The 24,790-nt window shown below is 72.7% G+C and carries 25 protein-coding genes and 1 pseudogene; 15 read left to right on the top strand and 11 right to left on the bottom strand.

Annotated elements, in window-relative coordinates; genetic code table 11:
• Positions 1 to 10 precede the first annotated feature (10 nt).
• Both IE316_RS19810 and IE316_RS19805 read right to left on the bottom strand, forming a co-directional pair.
• A complete protein-coding gene (locus IE316_RS19810; RefSeq protein WP_190205746.1) occupies positions 11 to 532 on the bottom strand; it encodes a hypothetical protein in 522 nt (173 codons plus the stop codon).
• On the bottom strand, positions 529 to 2,241 hold the full coding sequence (locus tag IE316_RS19805; protein WP_190205745.1) for a PHP domain-containing protein: 1,713 nt from the start codon (positions 2,239 to 2,241) through the stop codon (positions 529 to 531). The genes IE316_RS19810 and IE316_RS19805 overlap by 4 nt, the downstream gene beginning before the upstream one ends.
• Positions 2,242 to 2,435: 194 nt before the next feature.
• Here IE316_RS19805 and IE316_RS19800 point away from each other — a divergent pair, with 194 nt between their 5' ends.
• On the top strand, positions 2,436 to 3,014 hold the full coding sequence (locus tag IE316_RS19800; RefSeq protein ID WP_190205744.1) for a TetR/AcrR family transcriptional regulator: 579 nt from the start codon (positions 2,436 to 2,438) through the stop codon (positions 3,012 to 3,014).
• Here the strand turns inward: IE316_RS19800 and IE316_RS19795 are convergent.
• Positions 3,009 to 3,872: an alpha/beta fold hydrolase gene (locus IE316_RS19795; protein WP_190205743.1), complete on the bottom strand. Its 864-nt coding sequence runs from the start codon at positions 3,870 to 3,872 to the stop codon at positions 3,009 to 3,011. The genes IE316_RS19800 and IE316_RS19795 overlap by 6 nt on opposite strands.
• Positions 3,873 to 4,073: 201 nt before the next feature.
• Here IE316_RS19795 and IE316_RS19790 point away from each other — a divergent pair, with 201 nt between their 5' ends.
• The 4 genes from IE316_RS19790 (at position 4,074) to IE316_RS19775 (ending at position 7,180) form a co-directional block, all read left to right on the top strand.
• On the top strand, positions 4,074 to 5,375 hold the full coding sequence (locus tag IE316_RS19790) for a polymorphic toxin-type HINT domain-containing protein (protein ID WP_190205806.1): 1,302 nt from the start codon (positions 4,074 to 4,076) through the stop codon (positions 5,373 to 5,375).
• Between the two features lie 151 nt (positions 5,376 to 5,526).
• Entirely contained in the window at positions 5,527 to 5,994 is a 468-nt protein-coding gene (locus IE316_RS19785; protein ID WP_190205742.1) for a hypothetical protein, read from the top strand.
• A gap of 417 nt (positions 5,995 to 6,411) precedes the next feature.
• A complete protein-coding gene (locus IE316_RS19780) occupies positions 6,412 to 6,693 on the top strand; it encodes a hypothetical protein (RefSeq protein WP_190205741.1) in 282 nt (93 codons plus the stop codon).
• 124 nt (positions 6,694 to 6,817) lie between these two features.
• Positions 6,818 to 7,180: a hypothetical protein gene (locus tag IE316_RS19775; RefSeq protein WP_190205740.1), complete on the top strand. Its 363-nt coding sequence runs from the start codon at positions 6,818 to 6,820 to the stop codon at positions 7,178 to 7,180.
• A gap of 220 nt (positions 7,181 to 7,400) precedes the next feature.
• Here IE316_RS19775 and IE316_RS19770 read toward each other — a convergent pair whose 3' ends face one another.
• On the bottom strand, positions 7,401 to 8,141 hold the full coding sequence (locus IE316_RS19770) for an SDR family NAD(P)-dependent oxidoreductase (protein WP_190205739.1): 741 nt from the start codon (positions 8,139 to 8,141) through the stop codon (positions 7,401 to 7,403).
• A gap of 58 nt (positions 8,142 to 8,199) precedes the next feature.
• Positions 8,200 to 9,033 carry a class II glutamine amidotransferase gene (locus IE316_RS19765; protein WP_190205738.1) on the bottom strand — a complete coding sequence of 278 codons (834 nt, stop codon included), beginning with the start codon at positions 9,031 to 9,033 and terminating at the stop codon, positions 8,200 to 8,202.
• Positions 9,034 to 9,137: 104 nt separating this feature from the next.
• Here IE316_RS19765 and mmuM point away from each other — a divergent pair, with 104 nt between their 5' ends.
• Positions 9,138 to 10,034 (top strand): homocysteine S-methyltransferase, encoded by an 897-nt coding sequence (gene mmuM / locus IE316_RS19760; RefSeq protein ID WP_190205737.1) that lies wholly within the window; start codon positions 9,138 to 9,140, stop codon positions 10,032 to 10,034.
• A 4-nt stretch (positions 10,035 to 10,038) separates the two neighbouring features.
• On the opposite strand, the gene IE316_RS19755 is transcribed toward mmuM, so the two are convergent.
• Positions 10,039 to 10,548: a hypothetical protein gene (locus IE316_RS19755; protein WP_190205736.1), complete on the bottom strand. Its 510-nt coding sequence runs from the start codon at positions 10,546 to 10,548 to the stop codon at positions 10,039 to 10,041.
• Between the two features lie 187 nt (positions 10,549 to 10,735).
• On the opposite strand from IE316_RS19755, the gene IE316_RS19750 reads away from it, so the two are divergent.
• Positions 10,736 to 11,656, top strand: coding sequence for an alpha/beta hydrolase family protein (locus IE316_RS19750; protein WP_190205735.1), 921 nt, complete (start codon positions 10,736 to 10,738; stop codon positions 11,654 to 11,656).
• On the opposite strand, the gene IE316_RS19745 is transcribed toward IE316_RS19750, so the two are convergent.
• Both IE316_RS19745 and IE316_RS19740 read right to left on the bottom strand, forming a co-directional pair.
• A complete protein-coding gene (locus tag IE316_RS19745) occupies positions 11,641 to 12,486 on the bottom strand; it encodes a GNAT family N-acetyltransferase (RefSeq protein WP_190205734.1) in 846 nt (281 codons plus the stop codon). The genes IE316_RS19750 and IE316_RS19745 overlap by 16 nt on opposite strands.
• Positions 12,476 to 12,958 carry an ATP-binding protein gene (locus IE316_RS19740; protein WP_190205805.1) on the bottom strand — a complete coding sequence of 161 codons (483 nt, stop codon included), beginning with the start codon at positions 12,956 to 12,958 and terminating at the stop codon, positions 12,476 to 12,478. The genes IE316_RS19745 and IE316_RS19740 overlap by 11 nt, the downstream gene beginning before the upstream one ends.
• An 85-nt stretch (positions 12,959 to 13,043) precedes the next feature.
• Between IE316_RS19740 and IE316_RS19735 the strand changes: the two genes are divergently transcribed.
• Positions 13,044 to 13,859, top strand: a complete 816-nt coding sequence (locus IE316_RS19735) for a helix-turn-helix domain-containing protein (protein ID WP_190205733.1) — start codon at positions 13,044 to 13,046, stop codon at positions 13,857 to 13,859.
• Complete coding sequence (locus tag IE316_RS19730) at positions 13,856 to 14,095, top strand: DUF397 domain-containing protein (protein ID WP_190205732.1); 240 nt, start codon at positions 13,856 to 13,858, stop codon at positions 14,093 to 14,095. The genes IE316_RS19735 and IE316_RS19730 overlap by 4 nt, the downstream gene beginning before the upstream one ends.
• Here IE316_RS19730 and IE316_RS19725 read toward each other — a convergent pair.
• Positions 14,052 to 15,545, bottom strand: coding sequence for a carboxylesterase/lipase family protein (locus IE316_RS19725; RefSeq protein WP_190205731.1), 1,494 nt, complete (start codon positions 15,543 to 15,545; stop codon positions 14,052 to 14,054). The two genes, IE316_RS19730 and IE316_RS19725, sit on opposite strands and share 44 nt — an antisense overlap.
• Before the next feature lie 116 nt (positions 15,546 to 15,661).
• On the opposite strand from IE316_RS19725, the gene IE316_RS19720 reads away from it, so the two are divergent.
• The gene (locus IE316_RS19720) at positions 15,662 to 16,678 is read left to right on the top strand and encodes a LacI family DNA-binding transcriptional regulator (RefSeq protein WP_190205730.1); all 1,017 of its coding nucleotides are present in this window, start codon (positions 15,662 to 15,664) and stop codon (positions 16,676 to 16,678) included.
• A gap of 47 nt (positions 16,679 to 16,725) precedes the next feature.
• Positions 16,726 to 16,875 (top strand): annotated as a pseudogene (locus tag IE316_RS19715) (VOC family protein); the annotation flags it as partial.
• 3 nt (positions 16,876 to 16,878) lie between these two features.
• On the opposite strand, the gene IE316_RS19710 reads toward IE316_RS19715, so the two are convergent.
• Positions 16,879 to 17,955 (bottom strand): alkene reductase, encoded by a 1,077-nt coding sequence (locus IE316_RS19710; protein ID WP_190205729.1) that lies wholly within the window; start codon positions 17,953 to 17,955, stop codon positions 16,879 to 16,881.
• 67 nt (positions 17,956 to 18,022) lie between these two features.
• Here IE316_RS19710 and IE316_RS19705 point away from each other — a divergent pair, with 67 nt between their 5' ends.
• Positions 18,023 to 18,496, top strand: coding sequence for a MerR family transcriptional regulator (locus IE316_RS19705; RefSeq protein WP_308438937.1), 474 nt, complete (start codon positions 18,023 to 18,025; stop codon positions 18,494 to 18,496).
• Positions 18,497 to 18,503: 7 nt separating this feature from the next.
• Here the strand turns inward: IE316_RS19705 and IE316_RS19700 are convergent, their stop codons facing one another.
• Entirely contained in the window at positions 18,504 to 19,643 is a 1,140-nt protein-coding gene (locus tag IE316_RS19700; RefSeq protein ID WP_190205728.1) for a YihY/virulence factor BrkB family protein, read from the bottom strand.
• 88 nt (positions 19,644 to 19,731) lie between these two features.
• On the opposite strand from IE316_RS19700, the gene IE316_RS19695 reads away from it, so the two are divergent.
• From IE316_RS19695 to IE316_RS19685, 3 genes are all read left to right on the top strand, one after another.
• Complete coding sequence (locus IE316_RS19695; protein WP_190205727.1) at positions 19,732 to 21,366, top strand: acyl-CoA dehydrogenase family protein; 1,635 nt, start codon at positions 19,732 to 19,734, stop codon at positions 21,364 to 21,366.
• A 432-nt stretch (positions 21,367 to 21,798) separates the two neighbouring features.
• The gene (locus tag IE316_RS19690) at positions 21,799 to 23,082 is read left to right on the top strand and encodes a GAF domain-containing protein (RefSeq protein ID WP_190205803.1); all 1,284 of its coding nucleotides are present in this window, start codon (positions 21,799 to 21,801) and stop codon (positions 23,080 to 23,082) included.
• A 193-nt stretch (positions 23,083 to 23,275) separates the two neighbouring features.
• Entirely contained in the window at positions 23,276 to 24,577 is a 1,302-nt protein-coding gene (locus IE316_RS19685; RefSeq protein WP_190205726.1) for a hypothetical protein, read from the top strand.
• The last annotated feature ends 213 nt before the right edge of the window (positions 24,578 to 24,790 follow it).

Below are 24,790 nucleotides of genomic sequence, written 5' to 3'. Positions count from 1 at the left end.
TCCGGCGGGGTCAGTGGTCGGCGCAGCAGGGCGTGGGGTCGGGGTCCTCGAAGGGCACGAGGGTGCCGCCGGCATGGGGCATGGCGGCGAGCACCAGCACACCGTCCTCCCACTGCGGGCGGACGAACTCCCGGGTCACCAGATGCAGTCCGGGGTCGGCCGGTCCCGGGGTGCCCAGCACGCGGACCCGCTCGATCGCGGACCGCTCCAGCAGTTCCGCGACCGTGAGGGTGCCGGTGAGGCGGGCGGCGCCCGGGTAGAGCACCGCCCGTCCGCTCCGGTCGGGAGCGCCGTCCGTCACCGCGTACCCCTGGTCGGTGAGTGCCGCGCGGGCGGCGTCCAGCACCGCCGCGTCCGCCGCCGCCAGGGAGAGCGCCACCCGGCGTGGGCCGCCGTCGCGCACCAGGTGGGTGCAGCCGAACACGTCCTCGGGCAGGCCGAGCCGGGCCGCCAGGTCCAGGAGCAGGTGGTCGGCGGCCCGGAGCCCGGTCTCCTCGGTGTCGACCCCGAGGGCGTACGGCGGCGGGGTCACGAGGGCAGGACCCAGACCGGGTTGGAGTAGAACCACAGGTCCTTCCACGGGTCGGCGTCGCCCACCACGTCGATGGCCGGGCCGTGCGGGTCGACGGCCGCGCCCATCGCGCCGACCGCGGACCGGTTGCCGTCGGTGCCGCGCAGCCGCAGGTAGACGGGGCGGTCGACGCGGCCGAGGTCGTAGGTGAGGGTGACGGTGCCGGCGTTCTTGTTCACCTCGTAGGACTTGACCACCTTGGCGGTGGGCGCGGTGAAGGTGTCCTTGTCCTTGACCTCTCCCGTGACATCGCCCTGGATGACGTCGACGCGGGCCAGGGTGGGCTGGAACCCGGCCCAGTTGGGGCCGCCGGCCAGGGCCACGTCCACGGTGAGGGAGACGCGGGTGCCCTTCTTGACGTGCAGGGCGCCGCCGAGGGTGGCCCAGCGGCTGCCGCCGCTGACCCGGACGTCGAGGCCGGAGATGAGCTGGCCGTGGTCGACCCAGACGCGGCCGGCGCGGATGCCGTCCATGACGGCGGCGTAGGAGAAGCCCTCGGCGCCGACGTGGGTGCGGCTGTAGTAGCCGGGCCAGTAGTCGTTCTCGGTGATGTCGATCTGGCCGCCGTACACCGGGTCGTCGTAGCGGCCGTTGGCGTTGAAGTCGCCGCCGCCGCGGGCCGCGGTGTCGCCGTAGATCTGGTGCGAGTCGGAGTTGGCGGTGATCCACCAGGGCTTGCCCTCGGCGAGCAGGCTGTCCCACAGGCCGCCGACGGTGGCGGTCATCCAGTCGAAGCCGCCCCAGGTGCGGTACGACTCCAGCGGGTAGGCGGCGAAGGAGTCGGCGCCGGGGCTGTTGTTGTAGATGCCGCGGGCGCCGCCGGGGCCGAGCGGCTTGGGCAGGCCGCCGGCCTGGTGGCCGGGGGCGCCCTCCATGCCGACGGCGATGCGGTGGCTCGCGGAGGTGGCGTCGCGCCAGGCGCGCAGTTCGTGCGGGGAGTCGATGCCCTTGCGCGCCGGGTGGTTGGCGAGCATCAGGGCGTCCTTGACCTTGCGCCGCTTGACCTGCTCGGAGAGGAAGGCGAGACCGGCGATGGCGAGGGCCTCGTTGGCGGGCGAGGAGCCGGTGGCGGCCTTGACCGCGCCGTCGTAGCCGGACTCGAACTGCTTGAGGACGGAGACCTCGTTCTTGCCCGGGTGGACGAAGACGGTGCCGTGCTCGGCGGCCGGGATGTTCCACTCCAGGCCCTGGAAGACGAGGGTGTCCCGGTGGGCGCGGCGGGCGTCCTGGATGTCCGGGTTGACCTTCTCCACGCCGATCTTGGCGTGCGTACCGCTGCCGTGGTCGGTGATGACCAGCCAGTCCATGCCGTGCCGGGCGCCCTGGCGGACCTGGTCGATCACGCGGTACTTGCCGTCGCTGCTGTACTGGGTGTGGATGTGGTGGTCACCGGCCAGCCACAGGAACCCCTTCTTGCCGCCGCCGCGGGCGTACGCGGGCGCGGTGCCGGCACCGGCCAGCACGCTGCTCGCGGCCAGGCCCGCGCCGAGCAGACCGGCGCGGCGCAGCAGGGTCCGGCGGGACTGCTGCTCGGGGCTGAGCGCCTCGTCGGGTACGGAGGTGTCGAAGGCGGCGGGCAGCGGCGCGGTGGCCTGGTGCTCGTGTCCGTGACCGTGGTCGTGGCCGTGATGGTGATGCTGCCCGTGGGTGTGTCCGTGTCCGTGGCCCATGTCGCCCCTCCTCGTCTTTCCGGCGCGAGCCGCGCCGCCCGAGGAGGATCGAGGCAGAAGATGAACGTTGAACGGCCTGGGGGTGAGGGGCGGCCGTACCGGACACGGCAAAGCAGGTCGCGCGCCCCGCTATACGTCACGCACCCCGCTATAGGCTGCGCCTCGACCCTGTCCCCGGTACCCGGAGGTCCCGTATGCCCCGCGCCGGACTCAGCGCCGACCGCGTCGTCACCGCCGCCGTCGAACTCGCCGACGAGGTGGGCTTCGAGAAGGTGACGCTGTCCGCGCTGGCCCGCCGCTTCGGTGTGAAGGACGCGAGCCTGTACTCGCACGTCAGGAACCTCCAGGAGCTGCGCACCCGGATGGCGCTGCGGGCGGGCGCCGAGCAGATCGAGGAGATCGCGCGGGCGGTGGCCGGCCGGGCCGGCAAGGACGCGCTGGCCGCCTTCGCCGGCGCCTACCGGGCGTACGCGCTGCGCCACCCCGGCCGGTACGCGGCCACGCAGATCCGCCTCGACCCCGCCCTGGTGGCCGGCTCCCCCGCGCCGCGCCGCACCGCCGAGATCACCTACGGCATGCTCCGCGCCTACGGCCTCACCGAACCCGACCTCACCGACGCGGTACGGCTGCTGCGCAGCACCTTCCACGGGTACTGCGCCCTGGAGGCGGCCGGCGCGTTCAACGACCCCCGGGACGTGCGGGCCTCCTGGGACAAGGCGATCGAGGCGCTGCACGTGGCGCTGTCCCACTGGCCCGGCGCCGACCGCTCATGACCCGATCGGCTCCAGCGCGGCGAGACCGCCCAGCAGCCGGGCCGCCGGGGCCGGGTCGACCAGCCACTTCAGATGGCTGCCGGGGAGCGTCCGCACGTCCCAGGGGTTCTCCGGCGTCAGCGCGTCGCCCTCGCGGATCATCCGGTCCTGCATGGCGAGCGGGATGCTGGTGTCCTCGCTCAGCCGGACGTACGTCCGCGGGATGCGCCCCCAGGTGCCGGCGCGGGCCCGGTCCTCGGGGGTGCCGGTGTCGAGGTTCTCGTCGGGCTGGAAGGTGTTGAGGAACACCAGGAACTCCTCCTCGGTCCCGTCGGCGAGGAAGGCCGCCTTGAACGCCGCGAGGGCGGCGGGGTCGGCGGTACGGAAGTTGACGCGCAGCAGTCCGAGTTCGCCCGGGTTGCCGACCAGTGCCAGGCCGAGGGACGCGGCGTCGACAGAGGCCATCTCGGGCTCGGCGTAGTAGGCGTTGACGTCGAGGTCGACGGGACACCAGGCGGAGACGTAGACGATGCGGTCGATGAGGTCGGGCCGCTGGTTCGCCGCGAGGGTGGCCGTCAGCCCGCCCCGGCTGTGCGCGACCAGGACGACGGGCCCGTTCCGCTTGGCCCGCTCCAGCACCCCGACGAGGTGCGCGACGTTGTCGGCGAGCGTGACGCCCTTGACGTCACCGGGCGCGGCGGCGAGCCCGTCCAGATCCTGCGGCGCCTGGTAGGCCCGGTGGTACGTCGCCGAGAACCCGTGCCCCGGCAGGTCGACGGCGACGGACCGGTGCCCGAGCAGCCCGAGTTCGGCCTGAAGCGGCGCGAACGAGAAGGAATTGGCGAACGCTCCGTGCACCAGGACGAACGTCGGTCCCATCTGACTGCCCACTTTCCGGCCCCGTGGGGCGAGTTGCCCGTAGTCGAAAGGCGCACAGTACTCAGCGATTGATCACCGGCACCAGCCCCTGGCACCCCGGCGCCGCCGCGCCGGTTCACCCGCGCATCGGCCCGGCACCCCGGGTAACAAGACCGACCCGTTCGGTGTCGAGCGCACCGAGGCCACGACCTGGCGGTGCAGATGAACGGGTACGTCTACTGCGAGAACAACCCGGTCACCTTCGCCGACCCCTCCGGCCTGGCGTCGGAGGGCGGGACCAGCGAGTACGGCGGTCCGTCGGCGTCGGCCGAGGCGTGGGCGAAGAAGCAGCTCAACACCTCCCTGGCCGATGTCATCCTCTCGGTCGGCTGGGCCGCGCTGAAGGACTTCATCGGCTGGAACGACGTGGTCGGCTGCTTCTCCCGGGGCGACCTCTGGGCGTGCGGCAGCCTGTTCATCCAGGCCATCCCCTGGACCAAGCTCGGCAAGATCCCCGCGGTCATCGGGGCGGCCAAGCGCATCGCCAGCGCGGTCAACGCCTGGATGAAGGCCAAGGAGAAGGCCCGCAAGATCATCGAGATGGCCAAGAAGGCCCGTGAACTGGCCCGCAAGGCGAAGGAGGCCAAGCGCAAGGCCGCCGAGAAGGCCGCCCAGTTGAGGAAGAAGGCCAAGGAGGCGGCGACCCGCAAGGCGAAGGCGGCCGCGCGGAAGACGGGCAACGCGGTCCAGAAGACCCAGAAGGCGGCGGCCAAGAAGGCGGAGTCGAAGCCGAGGCAGACGAAGGCGAAGGACGAGTCGTCGGGCAAGCCGTCGGAGTCGTCGGGTGGTGGCGGCGGCTGCACCACGGAGGCCAACAGCTTCGTCCCCGGCACCCTGGTCCTGATGGCGGACGGCACCACCAAGCCCATCGAGGAGATCAAGAACGGCGACAAGGTCCTCGCCACCGACCCGGAAACCGGCGAGACCGCCGTCGAAACGGTCACCGCCGAGATCCTCGGCAAGGGCCTAAAGCACCTGGTCAAGGTCGAGATCACCACCACCGACGGCAAGAAAGCCCAGGTCACCGCCACGGAAGGACACCCCTTCTGGGTCTCGGAACTGGGCGAACGGATCGACGCCACCGACCTGAACCCCGGCCAGTGGCTCCGCACCAGCGCCGGCACGTACGTCCAGATCACCGCGATCACCCACCGGACGACCCGGCACGCGACGGTCCACAACCTGACTGTCAGCGATCTGCATACGTACTATGTGCTGGCGGGGGAAACCCCGGTCCTCGTTCACAATTGTGGGGGAAGTAAGCTCAAAGAAGGTGAGCAATACGTCTACCGCGCCGTGAAGGACGACGAGTTGAAGCAACTCTTGGACACTCGACGCTTCCAGATCCCCGGGGTATCGAATCGAAGTATTTCTCTTCGACACCAGAGGGTGCAGCTCTCTATGCCAGGTCCGCCCATGCGAAGTTCCCTGACGAAGGTGCTTACACGCTGGTGCGTGGCGTGATCAGAACTGAACACATTCCTGCGGAGAGCAGGATTGAGCATCTCGCGGACGGGGGCGGCGGAATCGATGCCTTCGCACTCTGGGAGGACTCAATGAGTACGATCGGCCGAGTTCGCATCCTTCCCTCCATGCCGATCCCTTAGGTGAATCGATGAAGATTTACGTGACGTCTCTCCAGCAATCGACCCTGGACCACTGGTCAAGGGTGCTGCCTGAATCGATGGGGATTGAGTTCGTCAACGAAAGTAGCCGCTCGGTTCGGGCTGACGCGCTTGTTATGTCTGGAGTTTGGGCATTCGACCGCTACGGCGGCAGGCCGAACAGAGAGGCAGCGCAGGTCTTGCCGAACTCAAGAGATGACGGCTTGCCGGAGTGGATCGTCGTCCCGCCGTTTCGTCCGATCGCTGAACGGGACGGGAGATTTTCCATCAGGGAAGATTTCGAGCGAATCAGCCCCGCCTACCATGCTGTACTCCATTCTCTCAGGGCAGTGAGGGATGAATTGGGAGACTCGGTAAGCGTGGCGCTGGATCTACCAATGCTCGGAATGGATGATCCACATGATGAGTCGACCCCGGCGTCGGTGGCTCGGGCCGTCGAGGTATTTCTGAATGAATAAGCAGTAGCCCCACCGGAGAGTCCTTCCGGTGGGGCTACTCGCGCGTGGGCGTAGTCGCCGGCGGTGACGCCGAGGTGGGCGTGGCCCAACAATTCCTTGATCGGTGGTGTATTGCCCGTCCGGGCCCGCCAGTGGGCGACGGTGGCGGCGACTTCCGTCGGGGTCGCGCAGCAGCCGAGGGCGGCGAGAGCGGTGATCGTCCCGGCGTCCGGGACGCTGGTGTTCGTCGGACTGGTTTCGCGACCGTCAGGCCGACAGGTCGCACTGAGCGGGCGATTCATACGCGCGTCCGCCTCAAGGTCGCGGCACCTCGGGCGCCGCGCCGGACGACATCCGCACCGCCGGTAGCATCTGGCCGCCCTGGTCGGCTCCCGTCGGCGCCGAATCCGGCGCAACCGCTGGTGGGCGCTCCCGCTGATGGCCGTCCTCTTCTGCGGCACGGCCGCCCTCGGCCTGACCACCGGTTCGACGACGACGGGCATCGGCATGCTCGTCCTCGGCACCGTCTTCGTCACCTGGCTGACCTGGTGCAACTTCCGCTTCGACCGCCGCCTTACGCAGATGCGGCGACGGGTGAGGCGACAGCGGCCGAAGCAAGGGGTTCGAGGAGAACATCAGGCATTGAACCGTTTGCCCACGGGTGCCGTTGCGATCACTGAAAAGTTCGCATGCGATCGACCGAAGGCGCTGTCAGCCTGACTGAGGGTGCGTTGCTGCCGCTAGTCGAGTGAAGCGGCAGCGACACTCACGACAGCCTGGGTGCTCCCCAGTCCGGCAGACAGGGATTCAGCGACGATCCGGTAAAGGAATGGAGTGGCATCCGATGCCGAAGAAGCAACCCACGGGTAAGAATTCCGCCCCTCAGCCGAGCCCCTGGGACAGGGCCATGTCTCCCGGCACGTTGGCGCGCCTGGACCAGACGCTCGAAGAGCAGAGGACTCGGGCAGCCGCAGCGGCGGCCACGCTTGATGCCGCACAGACCATGCTGAACATCTCGCAGCAGCCGCGGGATTTCCAGAATCCCGCGGCTGCCGTCCCCGGTCAGACGCAGGTGGCGCAGGCTGCCAATCAGCATCTGCCTGCCGGCAGGCCGGCCACCCCCCGCGCCGGGGCCAGCGGAGGATTGCCTTACGACCCGGTGCGGGCGGCGACACAGCAGGCAAGCCCCAAGGGACCTAGCCGCTGAGAGCGTGAGCGAGCCCGGACGAATGTGCTGGGCTGATGGACACCCCGGGCACCCACCTCGGGGCATCCGTCCGGAGACGCCTCCGGATAGATGACCGTGGGGGTGAACGGCACCGCAGGATCCAGGGCCTGTCAAGGGACGTCTGCCTTGGCAGGCCCACCTGCGCGACTTCCATCAGGTGCAACCGTCGGGAGCCGTTGCTGCCGCAGCACAAGGGTGGTCAGACCGTGAATCCCCCGTCCACCGCGATCGACGCGCCGGTGATGTACTGGCCGTCCGGGCCCGCCAAGTGGGCGACCGTGGCGGCGACTTCCGGCGGGGACGCGTAGCGGCCGAGGGCCGTGAAGGCGGTGATCGTCGCGGCGTTCGGGCCGTCGGCCGGGTTGGCGTCGGTGTCGGTGGGGCCGGGGTGGACGAGGTTGACGGTGATGCCGCGGGGGCCGAGTTCACGGGCGAGGCCCTTGGTCATGCCGATGAGGGCCGTCTTGCTCATGGCGTACAGCGCGAAGCCCGGGAAGGGTGTGCGCCCGGCCATGTTGCTGCCGATGCTGATGATGCGGCCGCCGTCGGTCATGTGCCGTACCGCCGCCCGGGATGCCAGGTAGGGCGCCCGGACGTTCACCGCCAGCGTGCGGTCGGCCTCGGCCGGGCCCATGTCCTCCAGCGGGCCGACGAGGAAGGCCCCCGCGTTGTTGACCAGGATGTCGAGCCGGCCGAACGTCCCGGCGGCCCGGTCCACCGACGCGGTGAGCGCCTCCGCGTCCGCGCTGTCGGCCTGGACGGCCAGCGCCCGGCGCCCGGTGGCCTTGATCCGCTCGACCACCTCGGCGGCCCGTTCCGCATTGCTCTCGTACGTCAGGACAACGTCCGCTCCATCCTCCGCCAGGCGTAGTGCCACCGCCGCACCGATCCCCCGGCTTCCACCCGTCACCAACGCCACGTTTCCGTCGAGTCGCTTCATGCCCACGAGCCTCGCCGCCCCCGCCCCGCCACGCTGGCGGGATACCGACCTGGTGCTCCTACGGCGTCTGCGGCGCGAAGGACCAGCGTTCGCCGCCGCCCGGGTGGACGACGCCGTACGTGCTCTCCGGGACCTCGTTCCAGACGCCGGGGAGGTCGCCGAGGGGTTCGGAGACGATGAGGCGGGTGGAGTCGGAGGCTTCGCGGAGGAAGGCGAGGTCGGGGTGGAGGGAGCGGAGGGTCTCCACGCGGGTGCTGTAGAAGAGGGAGCGGGAGGCTTTCTGCGTGGAGTAGCGGAAGGCCCAGACGGACTCGCCGTCGGTGGTCGCCACCGTCATCTGGAGGGGGTACTCCACCCCGTGGGCGCGGCCCACCTCCTCCACCAGGCCGGCCATGCGGGCCACCGCCGTCGGGGGGTCCTGTTCCAGGCCGAAGGTGAGGGCCAGGTAGAACATCACCTCCGAGTCGGTCGAGCCCTCGATGTGCAGGAACAGCTCCGGGTCCACGGCCATGACCAGGTCACGGCGGAGCCGCGGGTACTCCGCGATCGCCCCGTTGTGCATCCACATCCAGCGGCCGTACCGGAACGGGTGGCAGTTGGTCTGCTGCACCGCCGACCCCGTCGAGGCGCGGATGTGCGCGAAGAACAGGTGGGAGCGGACGTGCCCCGCGATCTCGCGCAGGTTGCGGTTGCTCCAGGCCGGGCCGATCTCGCGGACGATCGCCGGGGTGTCCTTGGCGGAGCCGTACCAGCCGACGCCGAAGCCGTCGCCGTTGGTCGTCTCGACGCCCATCTTGGCGTGCAGGCTCTGGTCGATGAGTGAGTGCGCCGGCTTGTAGATCATGTTTTCGAGCAGGATCGGGGAGCCCGAGTAAGCGAGCCAACGGCACATGTCCACCGCCTTGTCGTGATCGATCGTCCGGCCGCGCAAAGGGGTACCCACTTCCCAGCATCGCAGGCCCGCGCGGTCGACGCGCTGCGGCTAGCGTCGACGGCATGACCAGTGGAATCGCCCAGGCGCTCAGCACGTCGGCCCTCGTCCTCGACGGCGGCCTGTCCAATCAGCTCGCGGCGGGCGGGTACGACCTCGGGGACGAGCTGTGGTCGGCCCGGCTGCTGGTCGAGCGGCCCGAGGCCCTCGTCGAGGCGCATCTGGCGTACTTCCGGGCCGGGGCGGACGTGGCGATCACCGCCAGTTATCAGGCGACCTTCGAAGGGTTCGCGGGGCGCGGCATCGGGCGGGAGCGTGCCGCCGGGCTCATGGCGCTCAGCGTGGAACTGGCCCGGGAGGCGGCCCGACGGGCCGGTGCCGGGCGGGCGCGGTGGGTGGCGGCGTCCGCCGGGCCGTACGGGGCCATGCTCGCGGACGGCTCCGAGTACCGGGGGCGGTACGGGCTGAGCGTCGGCGAGCTGGAGCGGTTCCACCGGCCCCGCCTCGAAGTACTCGCCGCCGCCCGGCCCGATGTGCTCGCGCTGGAGACCGTGCCCGACACCGACGAGGCCGCGGCGCTGCTGCGGGCGGTGCGCGGGCTCGGGGTGCCGGCCTGGCTGTCGTACACCGTAGACGGCGGGCGGACCCGGGCCGGGCAGCCGCTGGAGGAGGCGTTCGGACTGGCCGCCGACGCCGACGAGGTGATCGCCGTCGGCGTGAACTGCTGCGCCCCCGAGGAGGTCGACCACGCGGTCGCCGTCGCGGCCCGGGTGACCGGCAAGCCCGTCGTCGCCTACCCCAACAGCGGCGAGACCTGGGACGCCGCCGCCCGCGCCTGGGCCGGCGGCTCCCGGTTCGACGCCGGGCGGGTACGGGGCTGGCGGGACGCCGGGGCCCGGCTGATCGGCGGCTGCTGCCGGGTCGGGCCGGAGACGATCACCCGGATCGCGCGCACCCTGTAGCCGCTCAGTCGCCGTCCGAGCCGCCCGAGCCGTCCGAGCCGTCCGAGCCGCCCGCGCCCTCGTCCAGCACGCCCGGCGGCCCGGGTGCGTCGAGGGGCGGTGTCCCCGTCCTGTCCGAGACGGCCGTCGCGGTGATCAGGCCCGCGACGCACGCGACCATGAGGACCGTGCCCGAGAAGTACAGGGCGGCCCACGGGGGGCTGTCCACGTCCACGTCGAAGAGGGCGAGCAGGCCCGCGCCCGGGAGCACCCCGAAGATCCAGGAACCGCACACAGTGGCCACCGTCAGGTTCTGGTGGAGGTCCGAGGGCGCCCGTCCCGGCCACGCGACCGGGATCACGGCGACCGCCTGGCCGGCCAGGCAGACCAGGGCGACGACGGCACAGCCCGCGAACGACAGCGGACGCGACCAGTAGGACACCAGCCCGGCCAGGGCACCGAGCAGCGTGCCCGCGTTGCCCGCCGCCACCCACACCGAGCGCGAGCGCAGGAATTCCCGCACGCCGTCGACCATGCGCCGCCCCCGTATGCCGCCGGTATGCCACCCCGTACGCCGCTACCGCCCGGCTTGCATCATGCCCGCGCCGGCGGCGCCGGCACATCCCCCTGACCTCCCCGGCTTGCAAAGCGGAACGCTGCTCCGTATCGTCGGAGGTGTTACCGGAGCATTGTTCCGCTTACTCCGCCTGAGAGGCACCCCCATGTCGATCTCGACCTCCCCTGTCCCTACGGTGATCACCGCCAAGCCCGTGGTCCTGCCCGCCCCCGGGCGCGGTGAGGACCTCCAGGTCGCCGTGACCGCGCCCGCGTCCGGGAGCGGTCTGCCCGTCATCGTCTTCTCGCACGGTTTCAGTTGGTCGATGGACGGTTACGCGCCCCTCGCCGACCACTGGGCCGCCCAGGGCTTCGTCGTCCTGCGCCCCACCCACCTCGACTCCCGCACGCTCGGCATCCCCGCCGACGATCCCCGTACGCCCCGGATCTGGCGGTTCCGCGTCGAGGATCTGAAGCGGATACTGGACGGGCTCGACGTCCTGGAGGCCGCGGTACCCGGCCTCGCCGGGCGGGTCGACCGCGACCGGATCGCCGTCGCCGGGCACTCCTGGGGCGCGCAGACCGCCAGCACCCTGCTCGGCGCCCGCGTCCTCGACGCCGACGGCGTACCCGGCGAGGACCTCTCCGACCCCCGCGTCACGGCGGGCGTCCTGCTCGCGCTGACCGGCCTCGGGGACAGCCTCACGCCGTTCGCCGAGGAGCACCTGCCCTTCATGCGACCCGACTTCTCCACCATGACCGCACCCGCCCTCATCGTCGCCGGCGACCACGACGACTCCGCGCTGTCCACCCGCGGGCCCGACTGGTTCACCGACGGCTACACCCACAGCCCCGGCGACAAGCGCCTGCTCACCCTCTTCGGGGCCGAACACTCGCTCGGCGGCATACCGGGCGAACGGGTCGCCGAGACCACCGACGAGAGCCCCGCCCGCGTCGCCCTGATCCAGCGGCTCAGCACCGCCTTCCTGCGCGACACCCTGCACCCCGGCGACCCCGCCTGGAAGGCCGAGGCCGCGGCGCTGGAGGCGGACCCCGAGCCGCTGGGCCGCCTCTACGTGAAGTCGTAGTCGGCGAAGTCGGCCACCGGGACGTACCCGAGGCGCTGGTAGAGGGCGTTGCTGGTCGGGTTGGCCAGGTCCGCGAAGAGGACGACCTCCTTCGCGCCCTCGGCCAGCGCCTCCCGGCTCACCTCGGCCGTCACCGCGCCCGCGTAGCCGCGTCCGCGGAACCGGGCCGGGGTGTAGACCGGGCCCACCCGGACCTGGCCGGCCACCAGCGGGTTCACGCCCGCCATCGACACCGGCGTGCCGTCCGGGGTCTCCCAGAACGCGTAACGCCGGTGGCCGACCCGGCGCTCGTCCACGGACTCGCCGTCCTCCCCCACGTCGATCATGAACTCCCGGTTCCAGCGCACCAGTCGCTCGACGTCCCCTTCCCCCGCCCACCGCACCCGGCCCTCCGGCAACGGCTCCGGCGGCGTCAGCGGCCCCAACCGGTACAGCCGCTGCCGCTCCCTCAGTACGGGCGTCACCCCCGCGTGCCGCCGCCACGCCCGCGCGAACACGGTGGCCGTCGCCTCCTCCGCCTTCGCCCAGGGCAGTACGTGCCCGGCGCCGGCCAGCCGGACCGCCAGCAGGTCGGCCTGCTCACCGGTGAGCGGCGTCAGGTTCAGCCCGGCGGGCGGGGTGCGGAAGAACGTCGCCCGCACCTCGCCCTCCTCCTCCAGCCAGCCGAACACCGGGGCCCCCGCCCCGAACGCGTCCGGCCCCCGCGTGCGCAGCGCCTCCGTCACCGTCAGCGTCACGGTGTGCAGCGCCGGACGCGAGTGCAGGAAGTCGCCCGCGCGGGCGAGGAATTCATCGACGTTCTCGGTGAGGTGCCAGTCATCAGGGCGCATGCCGCATGATGGCTCGCGCCCCCTCCGTACGCCCCTCATTTTCCGCCGCGAACTCGCACCACACCGTCTTGCCGGGGTCCCGCTCCCCCACCCCCCACTTGTCCGCCAGCATCGACACCAGCAGCAGCCCGCGTCCGCCCTCCCCCGGTTCCCGCACCGCCGGTACACCGCCCCCGCTGTCGTGCACCTCGACCCGGACCAGCCCGTCCTCGTACGCCAGCAGCCGCAACAGGAAGCCGCGTCCCGGCGGTACGCCGTGCAGCAACGCGTTCGTCGTCAACTCACTGACACACAGCACTACGTCGTCCGCGCGCCGCCGCGCGCCCCAGTCGTCGAGCGCCCAGCGCGTGAACTCCCGCGCGGCCGGCACGGACCGGCGCTCACGGCGGTAGAAGCGCTCACGCTGAGCAGGTGCGTGGAACAAGGGTGGAGTTTTGCCATTCACGTGACGAGAGTCACACTCCGTGGCCATCATCAAACAGTGCGTGCGCCCGTACGGCTTCTCCGTACGGGGGCCGCCCAGTGAACGTACGCGCCCTGGTGGGGAGTTCGACCGCATGGCCACGACTCGACGGAACGCGTCCGCGATGAAGATGGTGGGTGCGCTGCTCGCCCTCTATCGCGAGGCGGCGGGCCACACGCAGAGGTCCCTCAGTGAGGTCTTCAACATCAGTGAACAGCAGATCGCGTCCATCGAACAGGGCCGCCGCCCACTGAAGCCGGATCTCGCCGAGCAACTTGATGAACGGCTGGAGACCAAGGGGGCGTTGGCGACTGCCGTCAGCCGGATGCCAGAGGTCGACCTGGTTCCGTTGTGGGCGGAGGAGTTCCTGGACCGGGAGCAAGAGGCCATCGTCATCTCCTCCTACGAGAACCAAGTGCTGCCTGGTCTGCTTCAGACGGAGGCGTATGCGAGGGCGGTGTTCCGCAGCCGCATTCCGGTCCTCGACGAGGATGAGATCGAGCACCTCGTGACGGCACGCATCCAGCGGCAGACGATCTTTCGCCGCAAGGAGCCGCCGCTCACGTGCTTCGTCATCTGGGAGTCGGTGCTACGAGACCGCCTGGGCGGCGACGAGGTGTACTTCACGCAGTTGCGCCACCTGCGGCAGCAGGCCGAGATCCCGGGCGTCGTCGTGCAGATCCTGCCACTCGGACGCAGCACTCACGCGGCCCTCGACGGTCCGTTCGTTCTCTTGGAAACACCCGAACACCAGCGCCTGGCTTACACGGAGACCCAGCGTGGTAGCCAACTGATCGCGAGTCCGGACGAGGTGGCCATCCTCACGCAAAGGTGTGCGATGCTGCGGACGCAGGCTCTCAACACAGAGGAGTCGAGGGACCTGTTGGACCGTCTGCTAGGAGACCAATGAGCAGCACTGCACTTCGGTGGTTCAAGTCGAGTTACAGCGGCAGCGACGGCGGCAACTGCGTTGAACTCGCTTACACCTGGCGCAAGTCGAGCCACAGCAGCGGCGAAGGCGGCGCCTGCGTAGAGATCGCCACCCACCCCACCGCCATCCACATCCGCGACTCCAAAACCCCCGCCACCCCCCACCTCACCGTCACGCCCGAAGCCTGGACCGCCTTCCTCCGCCTGACCCGCTGAGCGCCACCTCCCGGTCCCGCAGCCCCCGTACCGTGTGCGGCGACCCGGCCCCGTCGAAGATCCGTACGGGGTGGGAGGCGTCCCACGCCTCCCACCCCGGGTCCCCCGTCGCGGCGAAGCGGACCCACGCCGTGTGCATCGCCTCGGCGAGGGAACGGGGCGCCCCCTCCCCCGCGAGCCGCCGCGCGTCCGGCAGGTCCCCGCTGTCGAAGACGAACCCGAGTTCCAGGGCGTGGCAGGCGCCGAGGTCGGGCAGGTTGGACGGCCAGGCGAACTCGTAGACGTACGACGTACCCGCCCGCGCGTCGGCGAGGCGGTGCAGCGGCACCCGCAGCAGATGGTCGGTGATCATCTGGCCGACGATCTCGGCGGTGCCCGCGTCGGGATGGAGCGCGCGGTAGCCGCGCGGTACGTCGTGGCCGCAGCGGCAGCGGGCCCGCGCGCCCGCGAGGGCGACCGCGCCGAGCCGGTCGACGCGTTGGAGGAGGCCGCCGGGGACGAGCCAGAGCCGGTACTCGTCACGGGTCCAGCCCAGCAGCAGGTCGGTGCCGGGGGCCGCGTCCCCGGCGACGAGCGCGTCGAGGGGGTCGCGGGGCAGCACGTCGTCGTCGACGACGATGCCGAAGGCGGGGCCGCCGAGGACGGGGCTGCTGAGCCGGCCGACCTCGCCCTGGACGCGGAGCAGCAGGGCGCGGTCGACGGCGGCGAACGCCTCGGCGGTGGCGGGGATCTTGAGCCGGTTGGCCATGCGGCGGACGATCCGCCGCACCTTCGCGCGTTCAGTGGCCTCGGGGGCGCCGCTCTGGAGGACGGCCCGGCGGAAGAGGCCCCGGGCCCGGGGGGCGGCGAGGAGCGCGCCGGCGCTGATGGCCCCGGCGGACTGACCGGCGAGGGTGACCAGGCCGGGGTCGCCGCCGAACGCGGCGATGGACTCCCGTACCCACTCCAGCGCGGCGATCTGGTCGCGCAGGCCCGCGTTGGCGGGGGCGTCCGGGAAGAGGCCGTAGCCCTCGATGCCGAGGCGGTAGTTGAGGGAGACGAGGACCACGCCGTCGCGGGCGAAGGAGTGGCCGTCGTAGACCGGTACGGCGGAGGAGCCCCTGGTGAGGGCGCCGCCGTGCAGCCAGACGAGGACGGGCAGGCGGGCGGCGGGGGCGGGATCGGGGGTCCAGACGTTGAGGTTGAGGCAGTCGTCGCCGGGGATGTCGGGGTCGGAGAGGTAGCGGGCGAAGGCCGGGGAGTACGGGGGTTTGGGGGCGGTGGGGCCGAAGGCGCCCGCGTCGCGCACGCCGTCCCAGGGGTCCGGCGGGACGGGCGGGCGGAAGCGGCGGGGGCCGAAGGGCGGGGCGGCGTACGGGATGCCGCGGAAGACCGCGACGCCGTGCTCCCACCGGCCGCGCACTACGCCGTACGGGGTGGGGACCTCGGGGTCCGTCCGGTCCGCCGTCATGTGTGACTGAGCGCCCCGGCGTGCACGGGTATTCCGCCGGATCGGCGGCCGATCTAGATTAGGAAGCGCTTTCTATCCCGTAGCCCGCGTGGGTGCTCTGTGAAGGTGGTTGCCCGATGGTCCGTACGGCGCGTGCGAGCACGGCGGCCGGGCCGACCCTGGCGGTGGTGGCCCGGGAGGCGGGCGTGTCGGTGCCGACCGCGTCCAAGGTGGTCAACGGCCGGGAGGACGTGGCGCCGGAGACGCGGCGCCGGGTGGTGGAGGCGCTGGACCGGCTCGGGTACGTGCGCCGGCCCCGGTTCGACACGGCGCGGGCGCCCCGGCTGGTGGATCTGGTGGTGCGGTCGCTGGAGAGTTCCGCGTCGGGGGCGGTGCTGCACGGGGTGGAGGCGGCGGCGTACGACGCGGGTGTCGACGTACTGGTGTCGGCGTGTCCGGCCCGGGGGCGCGGGGGGCTGGACCGGATCGCGGCGCGGGGGTCGTCGGGGGTGCTGTTCGATCTGGCGGAGCTGCCCGCGGCGCACTACGCGTGGCTGGCGCAGCACCGCGTGCCGTTCGTGATGATCGATCCGGCGGTGGAGCCGCCGCCGGGGGTGGTGTCGGTGGGCGCGGCGAACTGGCAGGGCGGGGTGACGGCGACCGAGCACCTGCTGAAGCTGGGGCACCGGCGGATCGCCGTGATCGCCGGGCGGCGGGGGACGCCGGTGAGCAGCGCGCGGATCGCGGGGTACCGGTCGGCGCTGACGGCGGCGGGGGTGCCGGAGCGGCCGGAGTACGTGCGGCACGCGGGCGCGGACCGGGGGGCGGCGCGGCGGATGCGGGAGCTGCTCGATCTGCCCGAGCCGCCGACGGCCGTGTTCGTCTGCTCCGACCCGATGGCGCTTGGGGTGTACGAGGCGCTGGCGGAGCGGGGCTTACGGGTGCCGGACCAGATGAGCGTGGTCGGCTTCGACGACCTGCCGGAGGCCCGGTGGGCGACCCCGGCCCTGACGACCGTACGCCGCCCCCTGTCGGAAATGGCGGCAACGGCCCTGCGCCTGCTGCTCCGCATGATGGACGGCGCCCGCCCGGAAAGCACCCGGACGGAGCTGTCGACGAGGCTGGTGAAACGGGCCAGCACGGGGCCCGTCTGAGAGGAAGGCGGCGGGGACGAACCGCTCAGATCTCTTGAGGCGTCCGTTCTTCGGTGGACGCGCTGGGCGAGGAGCTGACCCGGGCCGGCGTCCACGGCGAGCTGAAGCCGTGGGACGCCGGGTGGGGGCAGCGGTACGCCGTCGTCCATGATCCGGACGGGCACGGGGTGGATCTGTTCGCGCCGCTGGAGCGGTGAGGGTCAGGCCGTGTGCTGGTATGCCGGGTACGTGATGTAGCCGGCGTCGCCGCCCTGGTAGTAGGTGCTCTCGTCGGCGGTGGCCAGGGGCAGGTCCGTGCGCAGGCGTTCGACCAGGTCGGGGTTGGCGAGGAAGGCGCGGCCGAAGGCGATCAGGTCGGCGCCCAGGTCCAGCCAGTGGTCGGCCTCCGCCCGCCCGGTCTGTGTCGGGCCCAGCGGCATGGTCGGGTTGACGATGAGGGTGCCCGGCCAGGTCTTGCGCAGCAGCAGGAGGGTCTCCTCGTCGGTGGTGGCCTCCAGGTGGACGTAGGCGAGGTCGAGACGGGCCAGTTCGGTCAGCAGGGCGGTGTTCAGCTCGGCCGGGTCGTCCTCGGTCACGCCCCAGAAGCCACCGCCGGGCGACAGGCGGATGCCGGTGCGGGCGGCGCCCACGGCCTCGGCGGTGGCGGCGGCCACCTCGACGGCGAACCGGATCCGGTTGGTGACCGAGCCGCCGTAGCGGTCCTCGCGCAGGTTGGCGTTGGAGGACAGGAACTGGGAGATCAGGTAGCCGTTGGCGCCGTGCAGTTCGACCCCGTCGAAGCCCGCGTCGACGGCGCGGCGGGCGGCGTCGGCGTAGGACCGGACGTGTTCGGGGATCTCGTGGGTGGCCAGCGCCCGGGGCACCGGCATCGGCTGCGGGCCGCTCGGCGTGAAGACGTTGCCCTCGCCGGCCACGGCGGACGGGCCGACCGGCTGGAAACCGGTGGTCTCCGGGTGCGAGACCCGGCCGCCGTGCATGATCTGGGCGAACACGCGTCCGCCGTTGACGTGCACGGCGTCGGTCACCTGCCGCCAGGACTCGGTCTGCTCGTCGGTGTGCAGGCCGGGGGTGCCCGGGTTCGACTGGCCTATGCGGCTGGGCTGGACGCCCTCGGTGACGATCAGTCCGGCCGTGGCGCGCTGCGCGTAGTAGGTGGCCATCGAGGGGGTGGCCAGACCGTCGGCGGTGGCCCGGACCCGGCTCATCGGGGCCATCACGATCCGGTTGGGCAGGGTGAGTCCGCCGCCGAGGCGGAAGCTGCTGAACAGGGACGGCATGTCGATTCTCCTCGTACACATGTGCTCCGGCCGCCGGAGCGCACGAGTACGCTAAAACCTGACACCGGTGTCAGAGGCAAGCGGAAGACGACGGCGGATCGAGGCGGACATGCGGATCGGGGAACTCGCGGCGCGCGCCGGGGTGAGCGTGCGGTCACTGCGGTACTACGAGCAGCGGGGCCTGCTCTCCAGCACCCGCACGGCGAGCGGCCAGCGGCGGTACACGGAGGACGACGTGGACCGCGTCCGCTTCATCCAGGACCTGTACGCGGCCAACCTCTCCAGCAGCACCATCGCCGACCTCATGCCGTGCCGGGAGGCGCCGAGCACGCACAACTCCGACGCCACGCTGGAGCGGCTGGCCCGCGAACGCGAGCGGATCACGGCGCAGATCGAGGACCTGCTGCGGGCCCGGGACACCCTGGACCGGATGACCGCCGTGGCACGGGCCTACCGCGAGTCCCTGGCACACCAGGACGCCGGGGCGGTTCCGGCGGACGCGGCGGTTCCGGCGGGGGCGGCGGTTCCGGCGGGCCGGTGAGCGCGGGTCAGTGGTCCTGCGGCCGGGAGTCGTCGCCGCCGGCCCGGGGCGGGGTCTTGACGTGGGTGCGGAGCCGGGAGGTGACGTCCTCCGGGGGGAGGAAGCGGGACCAGCGCTCGGGGAACTCCGAGGGCATGTCCGGGTCCGCCTCGCCGGTCGCGGCGGCGCGGGCCACGTACTCGGCGACCTGGGCCTGGCGGATGCGCTCGTTGGCCTCGCGGGCGGCGGCGGTGGCGGCGGCCGGCCAGACCCGGTCGATGGCCGCGTTGACCGCCGCGCCGACCAGCACGGCGAACGCGGACACGCCGATCCACAGCAGCACCGCGACCGGCGCGGCGAGCGAGCCGTAGATCGTGGGGCCCTCGACGGTGCTGGTGAGGTAGATGCGCAGCAGGAAGCTGCCCAGCACCCACATGGCCAGGGCGACCAGCGCGCCCGGCACGTCCTCGATCCACGGGGAGCGCACCGGCACGGACACGTGGTAGAGCGTGGTCAGGAACGCGATCGACAGGATGATCACGACCGGCCAGTACAGGACCTGTACGACCGTGGTCGACCAGGGCACCACCCGGACCACCGCGTCCGGCCCCGCCACCATCAGCGGCAGCGCCACCGAGCCGATCAGCAGCGCCACCACGAACAGGCCGAAGGCGAGCAGCCGGGTCTTGACGATGCCCCGGACGCCGTCCAGGCCGTACATCACGGTGATGGTGTCGATGAAGACGTTCACCGCGCGGGAGCCCGACCACAGGGCGAACAGGAATCCGATGGAGATGACGTCGGGCCGGCCGCCCTCCATCACGTCGTCCAGGATCGGCTCGGTGATCTCCTTCACGCCGCGCTCGGAGAGCACCGTGCGGGAGGCGTCCAGGATGTTGGCGCGCAGGCTGTCGGTGGTGTCCGCGCCGATCCACAGGTCGACGTACCCGAGCAGGCCGAGCAGGCTGAGCAGCAGCGGGGGCACCGACAGCAGCGTGAAGAACGCCGCCTCGGCCGCCAGGCCCAGGATGCGGTACTCCATACAGGAGTTCACGGTGTCCTTGAGCAGCAGCCAGGCGGTCCTGCGCTTGGAGACGTTCCGGTAGAGGGCACGGGCCCGGTGGAGCCGTCCGGACGGCCGCTCGGGGGATTCACTTGCTGGCTGCACGAGCTAAAGGTATCCGCCGCGCCGGGCGGCACTCACCCGCGGACGGGACCGGCCGCCCCCGGGGGCCCGAGCGGGATAGGTTCGCGTCATGGCAGGCAGCACCCACACCGTGACGAATCAGCCCCCGCCGCTGGCCGGGTACGACGTGTTCACCGCCGACCGGGCGCTGACCGCGGCCGTCGACCGGCACCTGGCACCGGAGCTGCGCGAGGAGGCCCGGGAGGAACTCTCCGGGCTCGGCCGGAGCTGCGGCTCGGCCCAGGCCCGGGACTGGGCCACGCAGGCCAATGACAATCCGCCCACCCTGCGCACCCACGACCGGTACGGGCACCGCGTGGACGAGGTGGAGTTCCACCCGGCCTGGCACCGGCTGCTCGGCAAGGGCGTGGCCGCCGGGCTCACCGGCAACTGGGACCGCCCCGGCGGGCAGGTGCGGCGCGCGGCGGCGTTCCTGCTGTGGACGCAGGTCGAGGCGGGCACCACCTGCCCGCTGTCCATGACCCACGCGGCGGTGCCCGCCCTGCGGCACGAACCCGCCCTCGCCGCCGAGTGGGAGCCCCGGCTGACCTCCGCCGTGTACGACCGGGGGCTGCGGCCCGCCCACCAGAAGGCCGGGGCGCTGTTCGGGATGGGCATGACGGAGAAGCAGGGCGGCAGCGACGTACGGGCGGGCACGACCACCGCGCGGCCGCTGGCCGAGGACGGGACGTACGAGCTGACCGGGCACAAGTGGTTCTGCTCGGCGCCCATGTCGGACGGCTTCCTGGTGCTCGCCCGGGCACCGGGCGGCCCGACCTGCTTCCTGGTGCCCCGGGTGCTGGCCGACGGGGCCCGCAACGTGTTCCTGATCCAGCGGCTCAAGGAGAAGCTGGGCAACCGGTCCAACGCCTCCGCCGAGGTCGAGTTCGCCGGGACCTGGGCCCGCCGGGTCGGCGCGGAGGGCCGGGGGGTCGCGGTCATCATCGAGATGGTCGCGGCGACCCGGCTGGACTGCGTGCTCGGGTCGGCCGGGCTGATGCGGCGGGCGGTCGCCGAGGCCGTGCACCACACCGCGTACCGCGAGGCGTTCGGCGGCAAGCTGATCGACAAGCCGCTGATGCGCAACGTACTGGCCGACCTCGCCGTGGAATCGGAGGCGGCCACCGCCCTCGGGCTGCGGCTGGCGGCGGCCCTCGACGACGGCGGCGAGTCCGAGCGGGCGCTGCTGCGGCTGGCGGTGCCGGTCGCCAAATACTGGGTGACCAAGCGCTGTCCGCCGGTGGCGGTGGAGGCCGCCGAGTGCCTGGGCGGCAACGGGTACGTCGAGGAGTCCGGGCTGCCCCGGCTGGTGCGCGAGTCGCCGCTGAACTCGATCTGGGAGGGCGCCGGGAACGTCCAGGCGCTGGACGTGCTGCGGGCGCTGGGCCGGGAACCGGCGGCGCTGGACGCGTATCTGACCGAGGTGGGCGCGGCGCGCGGTGCCGACCACCGGCTGGACGCGGCGATCCGGGGGCTGCTGACCGACCTGGCCGACCTGGCCGGCGCCGAGGCGGGGGCGCGGCGCCTCACCGAACGGCTGGCGCTGGTCCTCCAGGGCTCACTGCTGGTCCGGTACGCGCCGCCGGAGGTCGCCGACGCGTTCTGCGCCGGGCGGCTGGGCGGCGACGCCGGGGCGGCCTTCGGGACGCTTCCCGCCACCCTCGACCTGGCGTCCGTGGTGGAGCGGGCCCGGCCGGTGGCCTGACCGGGACGGACGACGGGGGTGGTGCTGCGCCGACACGGCACCACCCCCGTCTTCCCGGCCCGTCACAGGGCACGGGCGCCGCTCTTGGCGACACGGCCCCAAGTCTGGTCCTTCCCGGGGCGGCCCACCAGAGTTGCAAAGGGTTGCAACTTGTCGACGACTGTGTGCGGAGGGTGTTCGTGGACAGGCGCAACCAGTCAGTATGGGCGTGCGCATAAGAGTCTTTTCGGAGTCTTTTCAGACCGTCTTAGGGGAGGACGAGGACCAGTGGCGCTCTCGCCGATGGACGTGGCACAGGCGGACACGGCACGGGCGGACGTGCCGCGGGGGGAGGTGCCACCGGCGGAAGCGGCGCAGGCGGACGCGGCCGAAGCGGACGCGGCCCCGGCGGACGTGGCCCAGGCGGACGTGGCCCAGGCGGACGTGGTGCAGATGGGCTCGGCACGGGTCGCCACCGGCAACGCGGCGCTCGCGGCCCGGGTGCTCAGCGAGGTCCGCTCCGCCCGGCTGTCCGGCGGACGGGCGTCCCTGGCGCCGCGCCCGGTGATAGAGCAGTCCTGGGAACGGCTGCTGCGCCGGGGCGTCGACCCCGACCGGGGCGTCGACGCCGGGCTGCTGCCGCCGGACGAGGTGCGTCGGCGGCGGGAGACCTCACCGCTGCGGCACGTCCTGCCGGTGCTGCGCGAGAGCCTGCTGACGGTCGCGGACGCCGCCCAGCACATCATGGTGGTCGCCGACGACGAGGGCCGGGTGCTGTGGCGGGAGGGCAGCCTGCCGGTGCTCCGCAAGGCCGACGGCCTCGGCTTCGAGGTGGGCGCCGACTGGCGGGAGGACATCGTCGGCACCAACGGCGTGGGCACCGCGGCGGTCACCCGGCGGCCGGTCCAGGTCTTCGCCGCCGAGCACTTCGTCCACACGCACGCCACCTGGACCTGCGCGGGCGCCCCGATCACCGACCCGCGCGACGGGCGGCTGATCGGCGTGGTCGACGTCAGCGGCCCGCTGGAGACCATGCACCCGGCGACCCTGTCCTGGGTCTCCTCGGTGGCCAAGCTCGCCGAGGCCACCCTGCGGGAGCTGCACGCGCGGACACTGGAAGGGCTGCGCGCGGTGGCCGCGCCGGTCCTCGCCCGGATCGACGGTCCGGCCCTGGCGGTGGACCGCAACGGCTGGACCGCGGCGGTGACCGGGATGCCGTACACGCCCCGGATCGGGCTGCCCGCCTCGCCCTCGCCGGGCCCGCGGTGGCTGCCCGCGCTCGGCCCCTGCACGCTGGAGCCGCTCGCCGACGGCTGGCTGGTGCGGGCCGGCGGCACCCCCGAACCGGGCGGCGCCACCCGGATCGAGCTGGACCTGGCCCAGCCGCGCCGCCCGCGCGTGCGGGTCAGCGGCGGCGCGGGCGCCTGGGCCCATGAACTCAGTCCCCGGCACGCCGAACTGCTCTACCTGCTGGCCCTGCGCCGCACCGGCCGCAGCGCGGCGGGACTGGCCGAGGACATGTTCGGCGACCCGGCCCGCACGGTGACCGTCCGGGCCGAGATGTCCCGGGTGCGGCGGTATCTCGGCGGGCTCCTCGAACACCGGCCGTATCGTTTCTGCGAGGCGGCGGAGGTCGAGGTGCTGCTCCCCGCCGACCCCCGCGACCTGCTCCCCCACTCGACCGGACCGGTCGTGACGGAACAGCGGCGGGTCAGCGCGCCCGCGGGCGGGGTGTGACGGCGCGCCTTCCCTCCGGGGGGCCGAACCGGCACCCACACGTGGGGTGTGACGGCGCTTTCTGCCACGTATTCCCGGGGTCCGCACCCGTGGCCCGCCCGCCTGCCGTAGCATCGCTGCGGGCCGTCCCATCTGCTTCTCGGTCAACGCGAGGATCATCGGGCGCAGTTGGTCCGGCGTCCGTGGAGGTTCTATGACGCATCGCGGCAGACACCGCCGGCGCAGGCGCGGTACGGCCCTGCGCGCGACCCTGGCCGGGGCCGCGCTGGCCCTCACGGCCGCCGCCACGATGATCAGCGCGTCCCAGGCCGAGGTCGTCGAGGACACCGGTGGCCTGAAACCGCTCACCGCCGCCGACACCGGCCCGCTGCGGCTGACCGAGCACCAGGTGCCCCGGCGCTGGCTCGGCCGGCTCAGCTCGGCGATGGGCGACCCGGTCGGCGTCGGCACCGTCCTGGCCCACGCCGACCGCACCCTGCGCGACGGCGACGGGTGCACCGAGGAGGACCGGGAGGCGCTGCCCGTCGCCCCGGCGGCCACCCGCGCGTACTGCTTCGCCGACGCCGACACCCGGGGCTGGTCCCCGGGCGCGGTCACCACCTCGGGGGACGCCGACGACGACGGCCGCTGGGGGCGGCACCGGGTGATCCTCTCCGCCTGGAGCCGCGCCGACGGCACCGCCGGGCAGGGCCTGGCCCGGGTCTCCTTCGTCGACGCCGACCACACCGCGCGGCCGGCCTACGCCTCCGCGCTGCTCGTCGTCCCCGTCGACGGCGGCCAGGACTACCGGGCGCTGTCCTCGCCCGTCTCCGGCATGGTCTGGTACCAGGACAAGCTGCTGGTCACCGCGGGCGCCGGGGACCGCGCCGGGCTCTACGTCTACGACCTCGACCGCATCCAGCGGGCCACCGCCGAGGGCGCCGCCGTCGGCCGGGTGCCCGGCGGCTGGGCCGCGTACGGCGAGCGGTACGTGCTGCCCGCCGTCGCCAGCTACGCGATGTCCGCCGCGCCCGGCGCCGCCCGGCCCGCCGCGCTCTCCCTGGACCGGGGGACCTCGCCCGCCAGCCTGGTCGCGGGCGAGTCGGTGCCGGCCGACGCCGGCCGGCCCACCCGGCTGTGGCGGTACGCCCTCAGCGCCGACCCGGCCCGCCGGGGCCTGCCCGCCGCCGACGCCGACGGGCACGTGGACGCCCGGGAGGCGTACGAGACCCGGGCGACGGCGGTCGGCGGGGTGCTCTCCCACCGCCCGGTGGGCGCCGACCGCGCCGACTGGTACCTGGGCACGGCCGGGGCCTGGGACGGGCGGGGCACGCTGTGGCGGCAGAACACCGCCGGGGCGCACACCACCGAGTGCGGCGCCGACCACTCCCAGCGCTGCTGGAGCGGCCGGGCGGGCTCCCTGTCGTACTGGCCGGAGACCGGCGAGATCTGGTCGCAGTCGGGACGGATGCTGTTCGCCCTGCCGCTGTCGGCGGTGGACGGGGCGCTGGGGTAGCCGGTGCGGGCCGCCGGGCCCGCCCAGGGCCGCGCGGGACGACCGGGGGCCGCGCGGGACGACCGAGGACCGTGCGGGACGACCGAGGGCCGCGCGGGACGACTAGGGGCCGCGCGGGATGACCAGGGGCCGTACGGGACGACCAGGGGCCGTACGGGACGACCAGGGGCCGTACGGGATGACCGGCAGCCGCGCGGGGGCCCGTCGACACGT

The organism is Streptomyces fumanus, assembly GCF_014655295.1.
In the GTDB taxonomy this organism is placed as follows: domain Bacteria; phylum Actinomycetota; class Actinomycetes; order Streptomycetales; family Streptomycetaceae; genus Streptomyces; species Streptomyces fumanus.
The sequence above is the reverse complement of the archived record's forward strand: the minus strand, read 5'-3'. Positions and strand labels throughout refer to the sequence as shown.